Origin of the sequence: Mucilaginibacter litoreus, from assembly GCF_042676805.1 — a bacterium.
Taxonomy (GTDB): Bacteria; Bacteroidota; Bacteroidia; order Sphingobacteriales; family Sphingobacteriaceae; genus Mucilaginibacter; species Mucilaginibacter litoreus.
Window position 1 is genome coordinate 310831 of the sequence record NZ_JBHTHZ010000001.1, and the last position, 14825, is coordinate 325655.

At 43.2% G+C, this 14825-nt stretch carries 16 protein-coding genes; 12 read left to right on the forward strand and 4 right to left on the reverse strand.

Features of this window, described 5'->3' with window-relative positions; all coding sequences use genetic code 11:
* Positions 1-160: 160 nt before the first annotated feature.
* Positions 161-697 carry a pyridoxamine 5'-phosphate oxidase family protein gene (locus ACFQZX_RS01480; protein ID WP_377110973.1) on the forward strand — a complete coding sequence of 179 codons (537 nt, stop codon included), beginning with the start codon at positions 161-163 and terminating at the stop codon, positions 695-697.
* A 119-nt stretch (positions 698-816) separates the two neighbouring features.
* Here the strand turns inward: ACFQZX_RS01480 and pyrF are convergent, their stop codons facing one another.
* Positions 817-1650 (reverse strand): orotidine-5'-phosphate decarboxylase, encoded by an 834-nt coding sequence (gene pyrF, locus ACFQZX_RS01485; protein ID WP_377110974.1) that lies wholly within the window; start codon positions 1648-1650, stop codon positions 817-819.
* 247 nt (positions 1651-1897) lie between these two features.
* Here pyrF and rho point away from each other — a divergent pair, with 247 nt between their 5' ends.
* The 3 genes from rho (at position 1898) to purS (ending at position 4617) form a co-directional block, all read left to right on the forward strand.
* The gene (gene rho, locus ACFQZX_RS01490; RefSeq protein WP_377110975.1) at positions 1898-3505 is read left to right on the forward strand and encodes a transcription termination factor Rho; all 1608 of its coding nucleotides are present in this window, start codon (positions 1898-1900) and stop codon (positions 3503-3505) included.
* 91 nt (positions 3506-3596) lie between these two features.
* The gene (gene pssA / locus ACFQZX_RS01495; RefSeq protein WP_377110976.1) at positions 3597-4331 is read left to right on the forward strand and encodes a CDP-diacylglycerol--serine O-phosphatidyltransferase; all 735 of its coding nucleotides are present in this window, start codon (positions 3597-3599) and stop codon (positions 4329-4331) included.
* A gap of 28 nt (positions 4332-4359) precedes the next feature.
* Positions 4360-4617 carry a phosphoribosylformylglycinamidine synthase subunit PurS gene (gene purS / locus ACFQZX_RS01500; protein ID WP_377110977.1) on the forward strand — a complete coding sequence of 86 codons (258 nt, stop codon included), beginning with the start codon at positions 4360-4362 and terminating at the stop codon, positions 4615-4617.
* 188 nt (positions 4618-4805) lie between these two features.
* Here the strand turns inward: purS and ACFQZX_RS01505 are convergent, their stop codons facing one another.
* Positions 4806-5183, reverse strand: a complete 378-nt coding sequence (locus tag ACFQZX_RS01505; protein ID WP_377110978.1) for an Hpt domain-containing protein — start codon at positions 5181-5183, stop codon at positions 4806-4808.
* A gap of 19 nt (positions 5184-5202) precedes the next feature.
* Positions 5203-5688, reverse strand: coding sequence for a 2-amino-4-hydroxy-6-hydroxymethyldihydropteridine diphosphokinase (gene folK, locus ACFQZX_RS01510; protein ID WP_377110979.1), 486 nt, complete (start codon positions 5686-5688; stop codon positions 5203-5205).
* 80 nt (positions 5689-5768) lie between these two features.
* On the opposite strand from folK, the gene sppA reads away from it, so the two are divergent.
* The 8 genes from sppA to ACFQZX_RS01550 all read left to right on the forward strand — a co-directional run bounded on the left by sppA (position 5769) and on the right by ACFQZX_RS01550 (position 13721).
* A complete protein-coding gene (sppA, locus tag ACFQZX_RS01515; RefSeq protein WP_377110980.1) occupies positions 5769-7544 on the forward strand; it encodes a signal peptide peptidase SppA in 1776 nt (591 codons plus the stop codon).
* A gap of 147 nt (positions 7545-7691) precedes the next feature.
* A complete protein-coding gene (locus ACFQZX_RS01520) occupies positions 7692-9374 on the forward strand; it encodes a helix-hairpin-helix domain-containing protein (protein ID WP_377110981.1) in 1683 nt (560 codons plus the stop codon).
* A gap of 57 nt (positions 9375-9431) precedes the next feature.
* Positions 9432-10412 (forward strand): D-glycero-beta-D-manno-heptose-7-phosphate kinase, encoded by a 981-nt coding sequence (gene rfaE1 / locus ACFQZX_RS01525; protein ID WP_377110982.1) that lies wholly within the window; start codon positions 9432-9434, stop codon positions 10410-10412.
* A gap of 45 nt (positions 10413-10457) precedes the next feature.
* Positions 10458-11012 (forward strand): D-sedoheptulose 7-phosphate isomerase, encoded by a 555-nt coding sequence (gene gmhA, locus ACFQZX_RS01530; RefSeq protein ID WP_377110983.1) that lies wholly within the window; start codon positions 10458-10460, stop codon positions 11010-11012.
* 13 nt (positions 11013-11025) lie between these two features.
* Positions 11026-11529: a D-glycero-beta-D-manno-heptose 1-phosphate adenylyltransferase gene (gene rfaE2, locus ACFQZX_RS01535; protein ID WP_377110984.1), complete on the forward strand. Its 504-nt coding sequence runs from the start codon at positions 11026-11028 to the stop codon at positions 11527-11529.
* Between the two features lies 1 nt (position 11530).
* Positions 11531-12496 (forward strand): glycosyltransferase family 9 protein, encoded by a 966-nt coding sequence (locus ACFQZX_RS01540; protein WP_377110985.1) that lies wholly within the window; start codon positions 11531-11533, stop codon positions 12494-12496.
* 53 nt (positions 12497-12549) lie between these two features.
* Positions 12550-13179: a porin family protein gene (locus ACFQZX_RS01545; protein ID WP_377110986.1), complete on the forward strand. Its 630-nt coding sequence runs from the start codon at positions 12550-12552 to the stop codon at positions 13177-13179.
* A gap of 62 nt (positions 13180-13241) precedes the next feature.
* Complete coding sequence (locus tag ACFQZX_RS01550) at positions 13242-13721, forward strand: SixA phosphatase family protein (RefSeq protein WP_377110987.1); 480 nt, start codon at positions 13242-13244, stop codon at positions 13719-13721.
* On the opposite strand, the gene dprA is transcribed toward ACFQZX_RS01550, so the two are convergent.
* Positions 13714-14814: a DNA-processing protein DprA gene (dprA, locus tag ACFQZX_RS01555; protein WP_377110988.1), complete on the reverse strand. Its 1101-nt coding sequence runs from the start codon at positions 14812-14814 to the stop codon at positions 13714-13716. The two genes, ACFQZX_RS01550 and dprA, sit on opposite strands and share 8 nt — an antisense overlap.
* Positions 14815-14825 lie beyond the last annotated feature (11 nt).

The window sequence follows — 14825 nt, forward strand, 5'->3', positions numbered from 1 at the left end:
TTCAGACTGACACATCAAAGAGTGTCATGGTGAGCCTGTCGAACCATTAGTAAAGCGTACACCTCATATTGACAACAATTTACTAATACAGCATTCTTATCCAAACAATTAATTTTCATCAAGGTTAATATCTTATCATTTAACTTATTGAAATATTACAATGGATAGCATTAATCAACAACAACCAGAAGATAACTTTCAGAACCTGCAAGGTAACGAGGCATGGAAAAAAATGAAGGAACTGGCAGAAGCCGCCTCAAGCTGCTTTTTCTGCAGCAACATTAAAACAGGCCTGCCTTTTTCTACCCGCCCTATGTCGCCGCAAAAAATTGACGACAATGGTGACCTTTGGTTTTTAAGCGCAGACGACAGCCACAAAAATAACGAAATAAGCCACGACCCATTCGTGCAACTGCTATTTCAGGGTTCTGCACACTCGGATTTTTTGAATATCTATGGTACGGCAGAGATCAGCAAAGACAAAGCTAAAATTGATGAACTTTGGGAGCCTATCTTAAAAACCTGGTTCACCGAAGGTAAAGACGATCCACGCATTACCGTTATAAAGGTATCTCCAACCCAGGGCTACTATTGGGATAATAAACACGGCAATGCCATCGCCTTTGTTAAACAACTGGTAGGCTCGGCCATAGGCCAAACGCTTGACGATTCTATCGAGGGAAAACTTGAAGCATAAATAAGACCTTGGATTCAAGAGTCAAGATTAAAGAATCAGGAATCAGGATTACTCCTGGCTCCTGGTTCTTGGCTCATGCTTCTTGCTTCTTGCTTCTTGACTCTTGACTCTTGACTCTCTTAAATAACTCCCGCTTTCTCCAGTTCCTGCTGCATTTGTTGTTGCAGTTTCAGGGCTTCAGCACGTGCGGCTTCGGCAAAATCCTCGCCGTTGCTGGCGTAAATAATGCCCCGCGAAGAGTTGACGATCAGCCCGCAATCTTTGGTCATACCATATTTACAAACATCTTCCAGGCTGCCACCCTGTGCTCCTACGCCCGGTACCAGTAAAAAGTTATCCGGTGCATGTTTGCGTATATCGGTAAACTCGGTGCTTTTAGTAGCGCCCACTACAAACATCAGCCTATCTGCGCCAGCCCAGGTGTTTGCCTTTTTAATTACTGTTTCATATAAAAAGCCCTCGCCTGTGTTAAGGTACTGAAAATCTTTGCTGCCTGCAGATGAGGTGAGCGCTAAGATAATTACCCATTTATCATCATACTTTAAATAAGGCGTAACACTATCATTACCCATATATGGTGTAACGGTTATGGCATCGAAATCCATACCTGAATTTTGCTGATCAAAAAAAGCACGGGCATAGTTATCTGATGTATTCCCTATATCGCCTCTTTTAGCGTCAATAATGTTCAGGCAATCTTTTGGCAGGTATTGCTGTGTGGCAATCAGGCTCAGAAGTCCCTTAACACCCCGCGCCTCATAAAAAGCGGCATTGGGCTTATAAGCGATACAAAGATCGCGGGTGGCATCAATTATTCGCTTGTTGAATTCAAAAACCGGATCAGGATATTCTTTCAAAAAGGCCGGTATCTTATCAATATCAGTGTCAAGGCCTATACACAGGAACGTTCTTTTTTGCTTTATCTGTTCAATCAGCTGGCTTCGCGATAGCATTTAACGGAATTTTAAGTAAGTAGGCAAAACTAAAAATTAATATACAACTCTTATTTTTTTTAATAAATTTGCAATTCGATATATTTTCAGTAAAATTGCAACGTTTCCTGATTTATTTCTTGTACTAAAGAAACAATTTTGATCTCCACGTTATTATTTATCTAATACTTACCTGGGCTTGATATTGCATAATCAGGGTTTCACAACAATCTTTCAATATAATTCCAATTGAACTATAATTCATAACATGTCTGAGACAACCGAATTGAACGACAAACTCGTATCTGAGTTGCGCGAAATTGCCAAAAGTTTAGGTATTGCAGAAGCCGACGACTACAGAAAAGCACAGCTGATAACTGCTATTGTTGAGCAGCAAAACCTGATAGAAACTGCACGCAACCAACAACAAATAACCAACAACAACTATACAGAAAAAACGGCCGCCCCCGCGGCAGCCGAGTCAACCGATAAGCCACGCAAGCGTACACGCACAATTAAAAGCAAAGAGCCACGTGTTGAAGTCCCTTTGGACGATACAAATTTATTTGATCAGCCCGACGAATCACAAACAGAAGCAGAAGAAGTAACAGCCGCAGCACCGGCTGCAGAGCAAAGCGCCCCTACCGAGCAGCAAAGCGCTCAGCCGGAAGCACCCGTTGCTGAAACGCGCCCGCAAAAGTTTGACCGCCGTAATAACCAGCAACAGCAAAAATCACAGGAACCTGCTATCAACCTTGATTTTGATAACGTTATTGTAAACGAGGGTGTGCTTGAAATTATGCCTGATGGTTACGGTTTCCTTCGCTCGTCTGATTATAATTACCTTACCTCGCCCGATGATATTTATGTTTCGCAATCGCAAATTAAATTATTCGGGTTAAAAACCGGTGATACCGTGCGTGGCAGCATACGCCCGCCAAAAGAGGGTGAAAAATACTTCCCGCTGGTAAGGGTTGAGGCCATTAACGGCCGTATACCTGCCGAGGTGCGAGACCGTGTACCTTTTGACCACCTTACACCACTTTTCCCGTCAGAAAAATTAAGCCTGTTTACCGATCCGGGTAACTACTCAACCCGTATCATGGACCTTTTTTCGCCCATTGGAAAAGGGCAGCGCGGGTTAATTGTAGCGCAGCCAAAAACGGGTAAAACCATGCTGCTTAAAGATGTGGCTAATGCTATAGCTAAAAACCACCCCGAGGTTTACCTTATCATCTTGTTGATAGATGAGCGCCCGGAGGAGGTTACCGATATGGCACGCAGCGTACGTGCCGAGGTAGTATCATCAACATTTGATGAGCCGGCCGAACGCCACGTAAAAATTGCGAACATCGTACTGGAAAAAGCAAAACGCATGGTTGAGTGCGGCCATGATGTAGTTATCCTGCTGGACTCGATAACCCGCCTGGCCCGTGCCTATAATACTGTAGCCCCTGCATCCGGCAAAATATTATCGGGCGGTGTTGATGCCAATGCATTGCACAAGCCTAAACGCTTTTTTGGCGCCGCGCGTAACATTGAGGATGGCGGCTCATTAACCATTATTGCTACGGCCCTTACAGAAACCGGCTCTAAAATGGACGAGGTGATCTTTGAAGAATTTAAAGGTACCGGTAACATGGAGCTTCAGCTGGATCGTAAGCTATCAAACAAACGCATTTTCCCTGCTATAGATATAACCGCATCAAGCACCCGCCGCGACGACCTGTTGCTTGACCGCGATACCCTGCAGCGTATATGGATATTGCGCAACCACCTTGCCGACATGAACTCGCAAGAATCGATGGAGTTTTTGCAGGCGCAGATACGCGGTACAAAAACTAACGAAGAGTTCTTAATATCAATGAATTCATAATATTTGCATACAAAAAGGAGTTATAGGTAACATAAGGTTAATTATAACTCCCTTTGCGTTTTTGTAAATTTTGTGATACCTTCATCATATTATGAGTCGACGGGTAAGAAAACATGTTCCGAATGCAATAACATGCGCAAACTTGTTCAGCGGATGCATCGGGATTGTTTTTACTTTTCAGGATAACTTAGTATTTGCCGCTTATGCCATCTTTCTGGCGGCCATATTTGATTTTTTTGACGGCTTTGCATCCCGTGTGCTTCAGTCCTTTTCGGGCATCGGTAAAGATCTGGATTCGTTGGCAGATATGGTAAGTTTTGGTGTGTTGCCTTCGGCAATTATGTATATGCTGATGCTGCAGGCGCCCCAGATACCGCATGTAAGTGAGTGGCTTAACTTCATTGCATTTCTTATACCGGTTTTCTCGGCATTAAGGCTGGCCAAATTCAACACAGATACCCGCCAGGCCGAAAGTTTTATTGGGTTGCCTACCCCGGCAAACGCTATATTAATTGCTTCGATACCTTTAATACTTATACAATACACCGGGGTTGCCAAGTATGTGCTTAACCCTTACCTGTTGTCGGTATTTATTATTGTGATGTGTGTATTACTGGTTGCAGAAATTCCGCTGATGTCATTAAAATTTAAAAACCGCGATTTCAATAAAAATTTTTACCGCTATTTGTTACTGCTGTTTTCGGCAATACTCATACTATTTTTTAAATTTGCGGCGGTTCCGGTGGTTATAGTAATGTATATCACCTTATCATTAATTCAACTTAAATTTGCTGATGATACAGTAATAAGCGGTTCAAAAAAATAGCTATGTACTGTATTTATATTAATTAAAAATGAAAAAATACCTGGCCGAAATTGATGTAATGCCGAAAAAAGAGATTCTTGACCCACAAGGGAAAGCCGTTACCGGCAGCATGAAAAACCTTGGATTATCTGAGATACAAAATATCAGGATAGGCAAGCACATTTCATTGGAAATTGAGGCCGACAGCGAAGCTACCGCAAGTGCAAAAGTGGATGAAGCCTGCAAAAACCTATTAGCCAACCTAATCATGGAAAGCTACAGCTTTAAACTGGAAGAAGTAGCTTAAGTAAGCGGAAAGACTAAAACTCAGAGAGTAAAGCTGATGGACTAAAGGTCTAAAGCTTTTAAATATTACCGTATAAAAAAAATAAGCAAGCCAATTGGCTTGCTTATTTTTTTTATAATCAGTTTGATGTTGCCTCATTTTCAGGCTATCTTATACTTTCAGCTTTAGCCTTTTTGCTTTCACCTCTATTACAGATTCGCTTCCTTTTCTGTCTTGATTTTTTTTAGCTCGGCCAGGTTGGCGGTAACTGTAGCTTTTACCCGGTTAAACTTCTCAATAACTTCTTCCGGGTTTGGCGCGCCTGCTTTGCAGGCCAGTTCAACCTCTTGTATGGTTGCCTGGCTTACAGGCATACCAAAAAAGCCAAGGTTGGGTTTTAACTTGTGCGATACGGCAGATGCCGTTTCCCAATCCTGTGCGTTTATAGCGTTGGTAATGGTTTCAAGCAACTGAGGGGTTTGTTCAAGAAACATACCTATCGAATCTACTATGAATTCATCGCTGCCATCAGCAATTTCGTACAAAAAAGAAAGGTCAAGGTCCTGGTTAGGTAATAAATCGGCCATTTATATTGGTTTATATAAATCAAAAATATAATTTTTTCACTATCAAGTTATCAGTCAGTTCATTTTTTAACTGTTTAATTGATTTATTTAATTGTGGGTGAGCAAGATCAGGTGCAAGCTCAAAAAGCGGCTCAATAGTAAACCTGCGGTTGTGTAATTGCGGATGAGGTACAATCAGATCTTTTTCATTGATGATCTCATCTCCGTAAAATAATATATCAATATCAATCACCCGCGATCCCCATTTTTCCTCGCGCACCCTTCCAAGCGCTGCTTCGATGCTTAACACCTTTTGTAAAACCTGTTGCGCGGATAAACGGGTTTGAAGCAACACTACCTGGTTAAGGTAGTCGGGCAGATCTGTTTTACCCCAGGATTGCGTTTCATAAACCGATGATAGTTGAATAACAGGCGCAATATCCCGCTCAATAAGCCTAATTGCCTTTCGCAAAAACAGTTGCCTATCCCCCAGATTACTTCCTAATAGTAAAAAAACATCAATCATGTTGTAACAAATATCAACGGTTTAGCTCTTAATACCATGCAATTGCTAAGTTTGCATAGATAAATGATTTATAATAGTTAATGAAACAATTCTTAAAATTTGTATTGGCTACCGTTGTTGGTATTACACTTGTTTTTATTGTTGGTTTTTTGATTTTGCTGGGTATTATTGGTGTTGCGGGCAGCGATAAAACGATCGAGGTCGATTCAAATTCTGTACTTTATATCAAATTTGATTATGCAATAACCGAACGTACTCCTAATAATCCTTTAAATAACCTGCCATTTTTAGGGTTGGATAAACCGCGCGATCTTGGGCTCAACGATATACTGGCGAGTATCAGAAAAGCTAAAAACGACGACCATATAAAGGGTATCTTTTTAGACGAAAGCTACATGATGAATGGCCAGGCAACTACCGAAGAGATACGCAACGCGCTGATAGATTTTAAAAAATCCGGCAAGTTCCTGGTTGCTTACTCTGAAATTTATACACAGGGTTTTTATTATCTGGCATCTGTAGCAGATAAAGTTTACATCAACCCCAAAGGTATATTTGAGTTCAGGGGTTTCAGTTCGGAAATTACCTTTTTAAAAGGGGCGCTTGATAAACTGGGCATCGAGGCCCAGGTAATCAAAGTAGGCACTTATAAAAGCGCTGTTGAGCCATTTGTACTCACCAAAATGAGCGATGCTAACCGTATGCAGGTTACCTCGTACCTCAATTCCATGTACGATCATTTTTTGACCGGTATCAGCAACGCGCGTCATATCAATAAGGATTCGCTATTTAACTACGCCAATACCGCACGTATTCAACAGCCCGAAGATGCGGTTAAATATGGCCTTGTTGATGGTTTAAAGTATAAAGATGAGATCATAGCCGATCTGAAACACCGAACAGGTGTTGATAAGAAAGATGACCTGGCCGGGGTTGAGATGGATGCTTATCTGAAAAGCAACACGCCTGAATCTGGTGACACCAAACAAACGGGCTCCAAAAACCGCATTGCCATAGTTTACGCCTCGGGCGAAATATCCGGCGGTGAGGGGGACGATAACAACATTGGCTCGGAAACCATATCAAAAGCGCTGCGTAAGGTACGTACAGATGATAAAGTTAAAGCTGTAGTGCTGCGGGTAAATTCTCCGGGCGGCAGTTCGCTGGCGTCTGATGTGATATGGCGCGAGGTGATGCTTACTAAAAAAGTAAAACCTATTATCGTATCCATGGGCGATGTTGCCGCTTCTGGCGGGTATTATATTGCTTGCGCGGCCGACTCGATCATAGCCGAACCCAATACCATTACAGGCTCGATAGGCATTTTCGCAGTATTGCCTAACATGCAAAAACTGTTTAATGATAAGCTGGGCGTTACCTTTGATGGTGTAAAAACCGGTAAGTATGCCGACTTGGGAGATGTTAGTCGCCCGTTAACGCCTGAAGAAAGGCTAATTTTACAAAACAGCGTAAACCGAGGGTACGACGATTTTACCAAAGCCGTTGCCCAAGGGCGTGGCAAAACCCAGGAATACATCAACAGCATTGGCCAGGGCCGGGTATGGACAGGCACCCAGGCCTTAAAGATAGGCTTGGTTGACAGGTTGGGAAATGTTAAAGACGCGGTAAGATCGGCCGCTAAGAAAGCCGGACTAAAAGATTATAAACTGGTAAGCTACCCGGAGCAAAAAAGCACCCTCGACAGATTTGGCGAAGGCCTTACATCTGAGGTAAAAGCGCATTTTGTAAAAGCCGAGCTTGGCGAAAACTACGGTATATATCAACAGATAAAAGGCGTTACCAAAATGATGCGCACCCCGCAAATGCGCATGCCTTATGATGTGGTTATAAAATAAGTTCCTGTGATACAAAGTTTTGGAGCCACCCCTTATGGGTGGCTTTTGTATTTACCTGTTAAAACATCTGTTTAGGTTAGCTGTTCAAGCATAAATGTATTTCGTACAGCAAGGCCAATTTTCTATTTTTACCGACTGATAAACTTTATGGAGAACAAGCAAATAGCCCGCACCTTCAGGCTGCTGTCGCAGTTGATGGAATTGCATGAGGTTAATCCTTTTAAGATAAAATCTATAGCTAACGCGGCTTTCAAAATAGATAAGCTGCCTTTTAATATAGATGGTAAGACACAGGATGAGCTTGAAAAAACAGAAGGAATTGGCAAAAGTACAGCAGCAAAAATTATAGAATTACTGCAAACAGGTACCATTACCGAGCTGGAGGATATGATTGCCAAAACCCCCGAGGGAATTGTTGAAATGATGGGCATTAAAGGTATCGGCCCAAAAAAAATAGCGATCATATGGAAGGAACTCGGCATAGAAAACCTTGGCGAACTTTATTATGCCTGTAATGAAAACCGACTGATAGAAGCAAAAGGCTTCGGTTTAAAAACGCAGGAGGAGATAAAAAAAGTCATTGAGTTCCGGATGGCCGGTAACGGCAAATTCCTGTATGCCCAGGTAGAGGAAGAAGCGCATGAGCTGATGGAAGAGATCCGCGCGGTATTTCCGGACGCCCTTAAACATTTTGCCGGGGAATTCCGTCGCCTTAGCGAGGTGATCAGCGAACTGGTGATCGTTATTGGCAGCATAGATCAGCAAATTGCCTATAACGCGCTGGTAAATTCTGATATTTTAAGTAACGTAAGCCTCAACGGCACCCATGTTTCGGGCGAGCTTAAGAGCGGGTTACTGGTTGATATTATATGTGTGCAAAGGTCGCAGTATTATAAAGAGTTGTTTATAAATACCGGCAGCGAAGAGCATGTGGATGCAGTTATGAAACGCATCAGTAACGAGCTTGAATCGCCCGCCAGTGAAGAACTTATTTACGAAAAGGCCAACCTGACCTGGATACAGCCCGAATTGCGCGAAGGCACTACCTTCATACAAAAAGCAAACAATAACCAACTGCCCACACTCATTACCTACCACGACCTGAAAGGCGCACTGCATAATCACAGTACCTGGAGCGATGGTGTAAATACGCTTGAAGAAATGGCTCTATACTGCCGCGACGAATTAAAGCTGCAATATTTGGGCATTTGCGACCACAGCAAGAGTGCTTTCTACGCTAAAGGGCTGAGCATTGAAAGGGTATTGCAGCAGCAGGAAGAAATTGACCACCTGAATAAAAGGCTCGAAGGCTTTCATATTTTCAAAGGCATCGAGTCGGATATTTTGAATGACGGCGCGCTTGACTACCCTGAAGAGATACTTCAGCGGTTTGATTTTATAGTAGCATCGGTACACTCCAACCTTAAAATGGATAAGGAAAAGGCTACTGCTCGTATCATTAAAGCTATTGAAAACCCTTATACTACCATTTTAGGCCACCCTACCGGCAGGCTTTTGCTTAGCCGCAGGGGGTACGAAATTGACTATGAAAAAGTGATCGACGCATGCGCAGCCAACAATGTCGTCATCGAGATAAATGCTAATCCGCTTAGGCTCGACCTCGACTGGCGATGGCACCACTACGCGCTTGAGAAGGGCGTAATGTTATCTATCAACCCCGATGCACATCGCACCAGCAGGCTGCAGGACATGAAATACGGTGTCTATATTGCCCGAAAAGGTGGTATAACTAAAGAACAATGCCTAAATGCATTACCTTTGGACGAAATAAAAAAGGTGTTTGAGAAGAAAAAAGCGGCCATGGTGTAGCAATTCGCTGCAAAACACAGTAATCAAAAACAACCCTATATCCGCCCAGTAACATTTATGTTATCACAAAAAGTACGCGAAAAACAACAAGCCGGCCTCAAGCCAAATATCCTGGTGATAGGCGATCTGATGATTGACCATTATATTATAGGTGATGCAAACCGGTTATCGCCCGAAGCACCCGTCCCCATAGTTAATGTGAACCGCGAATTTATAACACCCGGAGGCGCTGCCAATGTAGCCCAGAACCTGCTTGCACTTGGCGCCGAAATCACCCTCGGCGGTGTAACCGGAGATGATGCAGACGCGGTAAGACTGACCGAAGTACTGGAAAATGAAGGCGTTAATGCACAGGGAATATTTAAAGACAGCTCCCGCCCTACTACCATAAAAACACGTGTTATGGCAGGCAGCCATCAACTCGTACGGGTAGACCGTGAAGTTGCTACGCCGCTACCGTCGCATCTTCAACAAAGCTTTATTGATAATATCAAACAATACATTGCAAAGGCTGATGTAATTATATTATCAGATTATAATAAAGGCTTATTTTCGCCAGATTTGACTCAACAACTTATTGATGAGGCCAATGCCCAGGGTAAAAAAGTAATTATTGACCCCAAAGGCTTAAATTATTTAAAATACAAAGGGGCGTATATCATTAAGCCTAATCGTAAAGAACTTGCCGAGGCCGCCAAAGTGGAAAAAATAGGCAGCATTGAAGAAGTGCAGCAGGCAGCACAGATCATACTGAAACAGACTGGTGCCGAATATATTGTGGTTACCTTATCTGAACAGGGCATGGCCATTATAAGCCCGCTGGCTTATAAACTGTTGCCGGTAAAAGCTACCTCGGTGTTTGATGTTACCGGCGCTGGTGATACCGTAATAGCCACCATGGCCTACTTTATGGCCCAGGGCTTTAACATAGAAGAAGCGTGCGAACTGGCCAACCATGCAGCGGCTATCGTAATTAGGCAACCGGGCAGTGCAGTGACTACCGTAAATGAGATACTGCATGATATGGAAATCCGTTAACAACTATAAATTAAGGCAGCAATGCCCATCTGACGATACATTGAAATGGTAATTGAAGAATTATACGAACACCAAAACACCATACAAAAGGTAATTGAAACCCTTACCGGCGATATTGAATATGCCTGTAAGCTAATTACCGATGCCATAAACAACGGCAACAAGGTGCTTATAGCCGGTAACGGCGGCAGTGCTGCGGACGCCCAGCATATAGCAGCCGAGCTTAGCGGACGCTTTGTAAAAGAACGCCGCGCTTTGCCGGGCATTGCTTTAACGGTTGATACATCCGCGCTTACCGCAATAGCTAATGATTATGGCTATGAGCATGTGTTTTCGCGGCAGGTTGAGGCGCTGGCGCAACCAGGCGATCTGTTCATTGGTATATCCACCAGTGGTAACAGCCAGGGGATATTGAATGCTTTTAAGTCGGCAAGCCAGTTAGGGTGCAAAACCCTGGGCCTATCCGGCAGGGATGGCGGGAAAATGAATGGGATATGCGATTTAAACCTTGTAGTACCATCAAACATAACTGCCCGTATACAGGAAATGCACATACTTATAGGCCATATTTTGTGTAAGGCCGTTGACGAATTATTTTAATTTAACACCTTTTATGCGCCCTAATCTTGAACAAACACTGCTTGATAAGATCATATCCCTGCCTGCCCTTACAACTCAGATAGCCAACTGGAAGAAAGAGGATAAGCGGGTAGTTTTTACCAACGGCGTTTTTGATCTGCTGCATTTAGGGCATATTACTTACCTATCCAAGGCCGCAGAGTTAGGTGATAAACTGATCATCGGCCTTAACACGGATGCATCTGTTAAGCGGTTAAAGGGCGAAAGCCGACCGGTGAACGACCAAAATAACCGTGCGGCCTTATTGGCAGCCTTGTTTTTTGTGGATGCGGTTATCTTATTTGAAGATGATACCCCGCGCGACCTTATAGCGCACCTGCTGCCAGATATACTGGTTAAGGGAGCCGATTATACCGTTGACCAGATAGCCGGCGCTAAGGAAGTATTGGCCAATGGCGGCGAAGTAAAAACCATCAACCTGGTTGAGGGATATTCATCAACATCTATCATCAATAAAATAAGGGCGCAAACCACATAGCATGAAGGTACTGGTTATCCGTTTCAGCTCGATGGGTGATATAATTTATACTACACCCGTGGTACGCTGCCTTAAAAAGCAACTGCCCGATGCCGAAATACACTTTATAACCAAGCCCGCCTTTAAATATATATATGATAATAACCCCTATGTAGATAAGCTGCTGTTGTTAAAGCCAATATTGAATGAAACCATAGCCGAAATTAAATCTGAGCGATACGATTACCTCATCGACCTGCATAACAACCTTCGTACGGCTATCATCAAGATAAGGACAGGCATCAGATCATCTACCTACAGCAAACAGACTATCAGAAAATGGCTTAGTTTAAAGTTGCGTAAAAACCTTGTACCGCCATTGCACCTGGTGGACCGTTACATGAAAGCTGTACAGTTTTTAGGGGTAACAAATGACGGCCAACCTATTGATTATTATATCAAAGAAAACCACCAGCTGGCCAGTTTGCTGCCAGCATCGCACCAAAGTGGATATGTGGCGTTTGTAATAGGCGCAACGCACTTTACCAAGCGGATGCCTAATAAAAAAATCAGCAGCATTTGCGGTGATATTAATTTACCTATAGTATTACTGGGCGGCAACGATGTGACAGCAAACGGAGATGAAATTGCAGCGGCTGCAGGTGAAAAAGTATATAACTCATGCGGCAAAACCACTTTGGATGAATCGGTTTTTTTAGTTTCGCAGGCTAAAAGTGTTATAGGCTTTGATACCGGCCTTACCCATATTGCCGAAGCCTTTAAAAAGCCAATTGTATCTATCTGGGGCGGCACCATACCTGATCTGCTTGGTGTTCAACCCTATATGGTAAAAGAGTCATTGGTTTCGGGGATAGATCTGTATTGCCGCCCATGTTCTAAATTCGGGTTGGAAAAGTGCCCGCTCGGGCATTTTAAATGTATGTGGGATATGCCCGAGGCGCCTATTACAGATTTTGTAAACAGGTAGCTAATCTTCCGAAAAACTCTTTACCTTCGCCGCTCAAGCTAAATCAAAGCACAATGAAAAAAATTTTACTCTCAATTTGCTGCGCATTCGCAGTATCTGCAACTTTTGCACAAACCCCAACAGTGGGAATTAAAGGTGGTTTAAACCTTGCTTCGTTAACCAGTTCTTCTAACACCTCGTCCAGTAGCATTACTACCGGAACACTTACCTCTTTTTCTGCAGGTATTTTTGTTGACTTTAAAGCCGGGAGCAATTGGTCTGTACAGCCTGCATTACTTTACACGGGTAAGGGCGCTAAAGAGTCTGGCGAATTTGACGAAACCAATATCACTATTAAGGCAAAAATCAACTATCTGCAACTTCCATTAAACTTTGTTTACAATGTTAATTCAGTAGCAGGTACGTTTTACATCGGCGCCGGTCCGTATCTTGGATATGGTTTATCAGCAAAACTTGAAGGTAACAGCAATGGACAAAGTGAATCTGATGATATTGGATTTGGTGATGGCGAAGACCAATACAAAAGAATTGATGCTGGCGCTACAGCTCTTATTGGCTATAAATTTAAGCAAGGTGTATTATTGAATCTTAATTACGATTTGGGTTTAACAGATATATCAAACCAATCATCATCATCAACAAAAACGCGTGTCTTTGGCATTTCGGTAGGCTATGCTTTTTAATGCTAAGTTTTTTTAACAACTAAAGCGGGGCATTTGCTCCGCTTTTTTTATTTTTATAAACCATGAAAAAGCTGCTACTGATACGCCATGCCAAAGCCACCCACGAAAGCGGCTTCATAGATTTTGAGCGCCCACTGACAGATAAAGGTTTCCACCAGGCGGAGTTGATGGTTTCCAGATTAAATGCTGATCATATTAAACCGCAGATATTAATAGCAAGCCCTGCATTGCGAACACTCTCAACCGCAAACGTCTTTAGCCAGGCATTGGGCTTACCACAGGCTATCACCAACAGTAACATATATGATGCAAGCGAAAGCATGCTGTTAAAGGTGATTTATAACCTGCCTGATGAGCATGATTTTATTGCTTTGGTTGGGCACAACCCCGGTATAAGCCAGGTACTTTATTACCTGAGTAATGAAATTAAAGATGTGCCTACCTGTGCGATAGCACTAATAGAATTTGAAGTACAAAGCTGGATGGAACTATATGAGGGCGCCGGTAAACTTAGTTATTACAATACGCCAAAAATTAATTGATAGCATAGGTTTTCCCCGGTAGGGAGCGGATAAATCCCTGTAATTCCATATCAAGGAGTGTCATGGCTAACTGGCTTACAGGCATATCCGCCCTGAGAGAAAGATCATCTATTGCGAGCGGAGCTTTATTTAACTGAATTATTTCAAATACTTTACGCTCCTCTTCAGACAGATCTATAGGCAGTGTCAACTGATCGGGCATGCCTTTAGCTTCTGAATTCCTTTCCCACCCCAGGCTATAAGGCAGATCGGCGGTACAGGTTAATAATCCAGCCTTGTTATTGCGGATGAGGAAGTTACAGCCTTCAGAATATTCATCTCCCAGCCTTCCGGGGAAAGCAAACACATCGCGGTTATAACTATTGGCTATCTCGGCCGTTATCAAAGCACCACCTTTTATACTTGCCTCAACAACTATTGTGGCATCTGCCATGCCCGCTACAATGCGGTTGCGCTGCGGAAAATTATCTTTAGTAGGCACCGTTTCTGATGGGTACTCGGTAAGCAAACCACCATTTTGCTGCATCTTTTCGGCCAGCGAGCGGTTACCTGCCGGGTACATCCTGTCAAAGCCATGGCCCAATACGCCAACGGTAGGAATGTTTAACCGCAGGCTTTCCCTGTGCGCTGCCGTGTCTACACCTAAAGCCAGGCCGCTAACTACGAGTACATTATATTCCTGCAACTCTTCAATCAACTGCCTGCATAGGTTTCGGCCATAGTCGGTAGCATTACGGGTGCCAACAACGCTGATAACGCGCTGATTATTAAGATTGGCATTACCTTTTGAGTATAAAAGAAGGGGTGAGTCGTGGCAGCTTTTTAGCTTGCGCGGATAACGCGCATCCGTATAATATATAACATCTATGTTATTGCGCTCAATAAAATCCAGCTCACGTTCCGCCCGTTTCAGCGCTTCATCAAAATCAGTACTTACTAACGTTTTTGCCCCTACCCCTCTGGCTTTGGTCAGCGCATCTTTTGAAAGTTTAAATACCTGCTCGGCGCTCCCAAACTGGCTAATCATTGATTTTGCCAGCACAGGACCAATTTTTTTGAGAAAAGTTAAAGCTATTTGATGGTGTAACGACATAAGATTTAAGC

Bases quoted from the DNA above. Each gene is read 5' to 3' on its own strand.
- ACFQZX_RS01480 (WP_377110973.1), top strand. From the start codon at position 161: ATGGATAGCATTAATCAACAACAACCAGAAGATAACTTTCAGAACCTG.
- pyrF (WP_377110974.1), bottom strand. From the start codon at position 1,650: ATGCTATCGCGAAGCCAGCTGATTGAACAGATAAAGCAAAAAAGAACG.
- rho (WP_377110975.1), top strand. From the start codon at position 1,898: ATGTCTGAGACAACCGAATTGAACGACAAACTCGTATCTGAGTTGCGC.
- pssA (WP_377110976.1), top strand. From the start codon at position 3,597: ATGAGTCGACGGGTAAGAAAACATGTTCCGAATGCAATAACATGCGCA.
- purS (WP_377110977.1), top strand. From the start codon at position 4,360: ATGAAAAAATACCTGGCCGAAATTGATGTAATGCCGAAAAAAGAGATT.
- ACFQZX_RS01505 (WP_377110978.1), bottom strand. From the start codon at position 5,183: ATGGCCGATTTATTACCTAACCAGGACCTTGACCTTTCTTTTTTGTAC.
- folK (WP_377110979.1), bottom strand. From the start codon at position 5,688: ATGATTGATGTTTTTTTACTATTAGGAAGTAATCTGGGGGATAGGCAA.
- sppA (WP_377110980.1), top strand. From the start codon at position 5,769: ATGAAACAATTCTTAAAATTTGTATTGGCTACCGTTGTTGGTATTACA.
- ACFQZX_RS01520 (WP_377110981.1), top strand. From the start codon at position 7,692: ATGGAGAACAAGCAAATAGCCCGCACCTTCAGGCTGCTGTCGCAGTTG.
- rfaE1 (WP_377110982.1), top strand. From the start codon at position 9,432: ATGTTATCACAAAAAGTACGCGAAAAACAACAAGCCGGCCTCAAGCCA.
- gmhA (WP_377110983.1), top strand. From the start codon at position 10,458: ATGGTAATTGAAGAATTATACGAACACCAAAACACCATACAAAAGGTA.
- rfaE2 (WP_377110984.1), top strand. From the start codon at position 11,026: ATGCGCCCTAATCTTGAACAAACACTGCTTGATAAGATCATATCCCTG.
- ACFQZX_RS01540 (WP_377110985.1), top strand. From the start codon at position 11,531: ATGAAGGTACTGGTTATCCGTTTCAGCTCGATGGGTGATATAATTTAT.
- ACFQZX_RS01545 (WP_377110986.1), top strand. From the start codon at position 12,550: ATGAAAAAAATTTTACTCTCAATTTGCTGCGCATTCGCAGTATCTGCA.
- ACFQZX_RS01550 (WP_377110987.1), top strand. From the start codon at position 13,242: ATGAAAAAGCTGCTACTGATACGCCATGCCAAAGCCACCCACGAAAGC.
- dprA (WP_377110988.1), bottom strand. From the start codon at position 14,814: ATGTCGTTACACCATCAAATAGCTTTAACTTTTCTCAAAAAAATTGGT.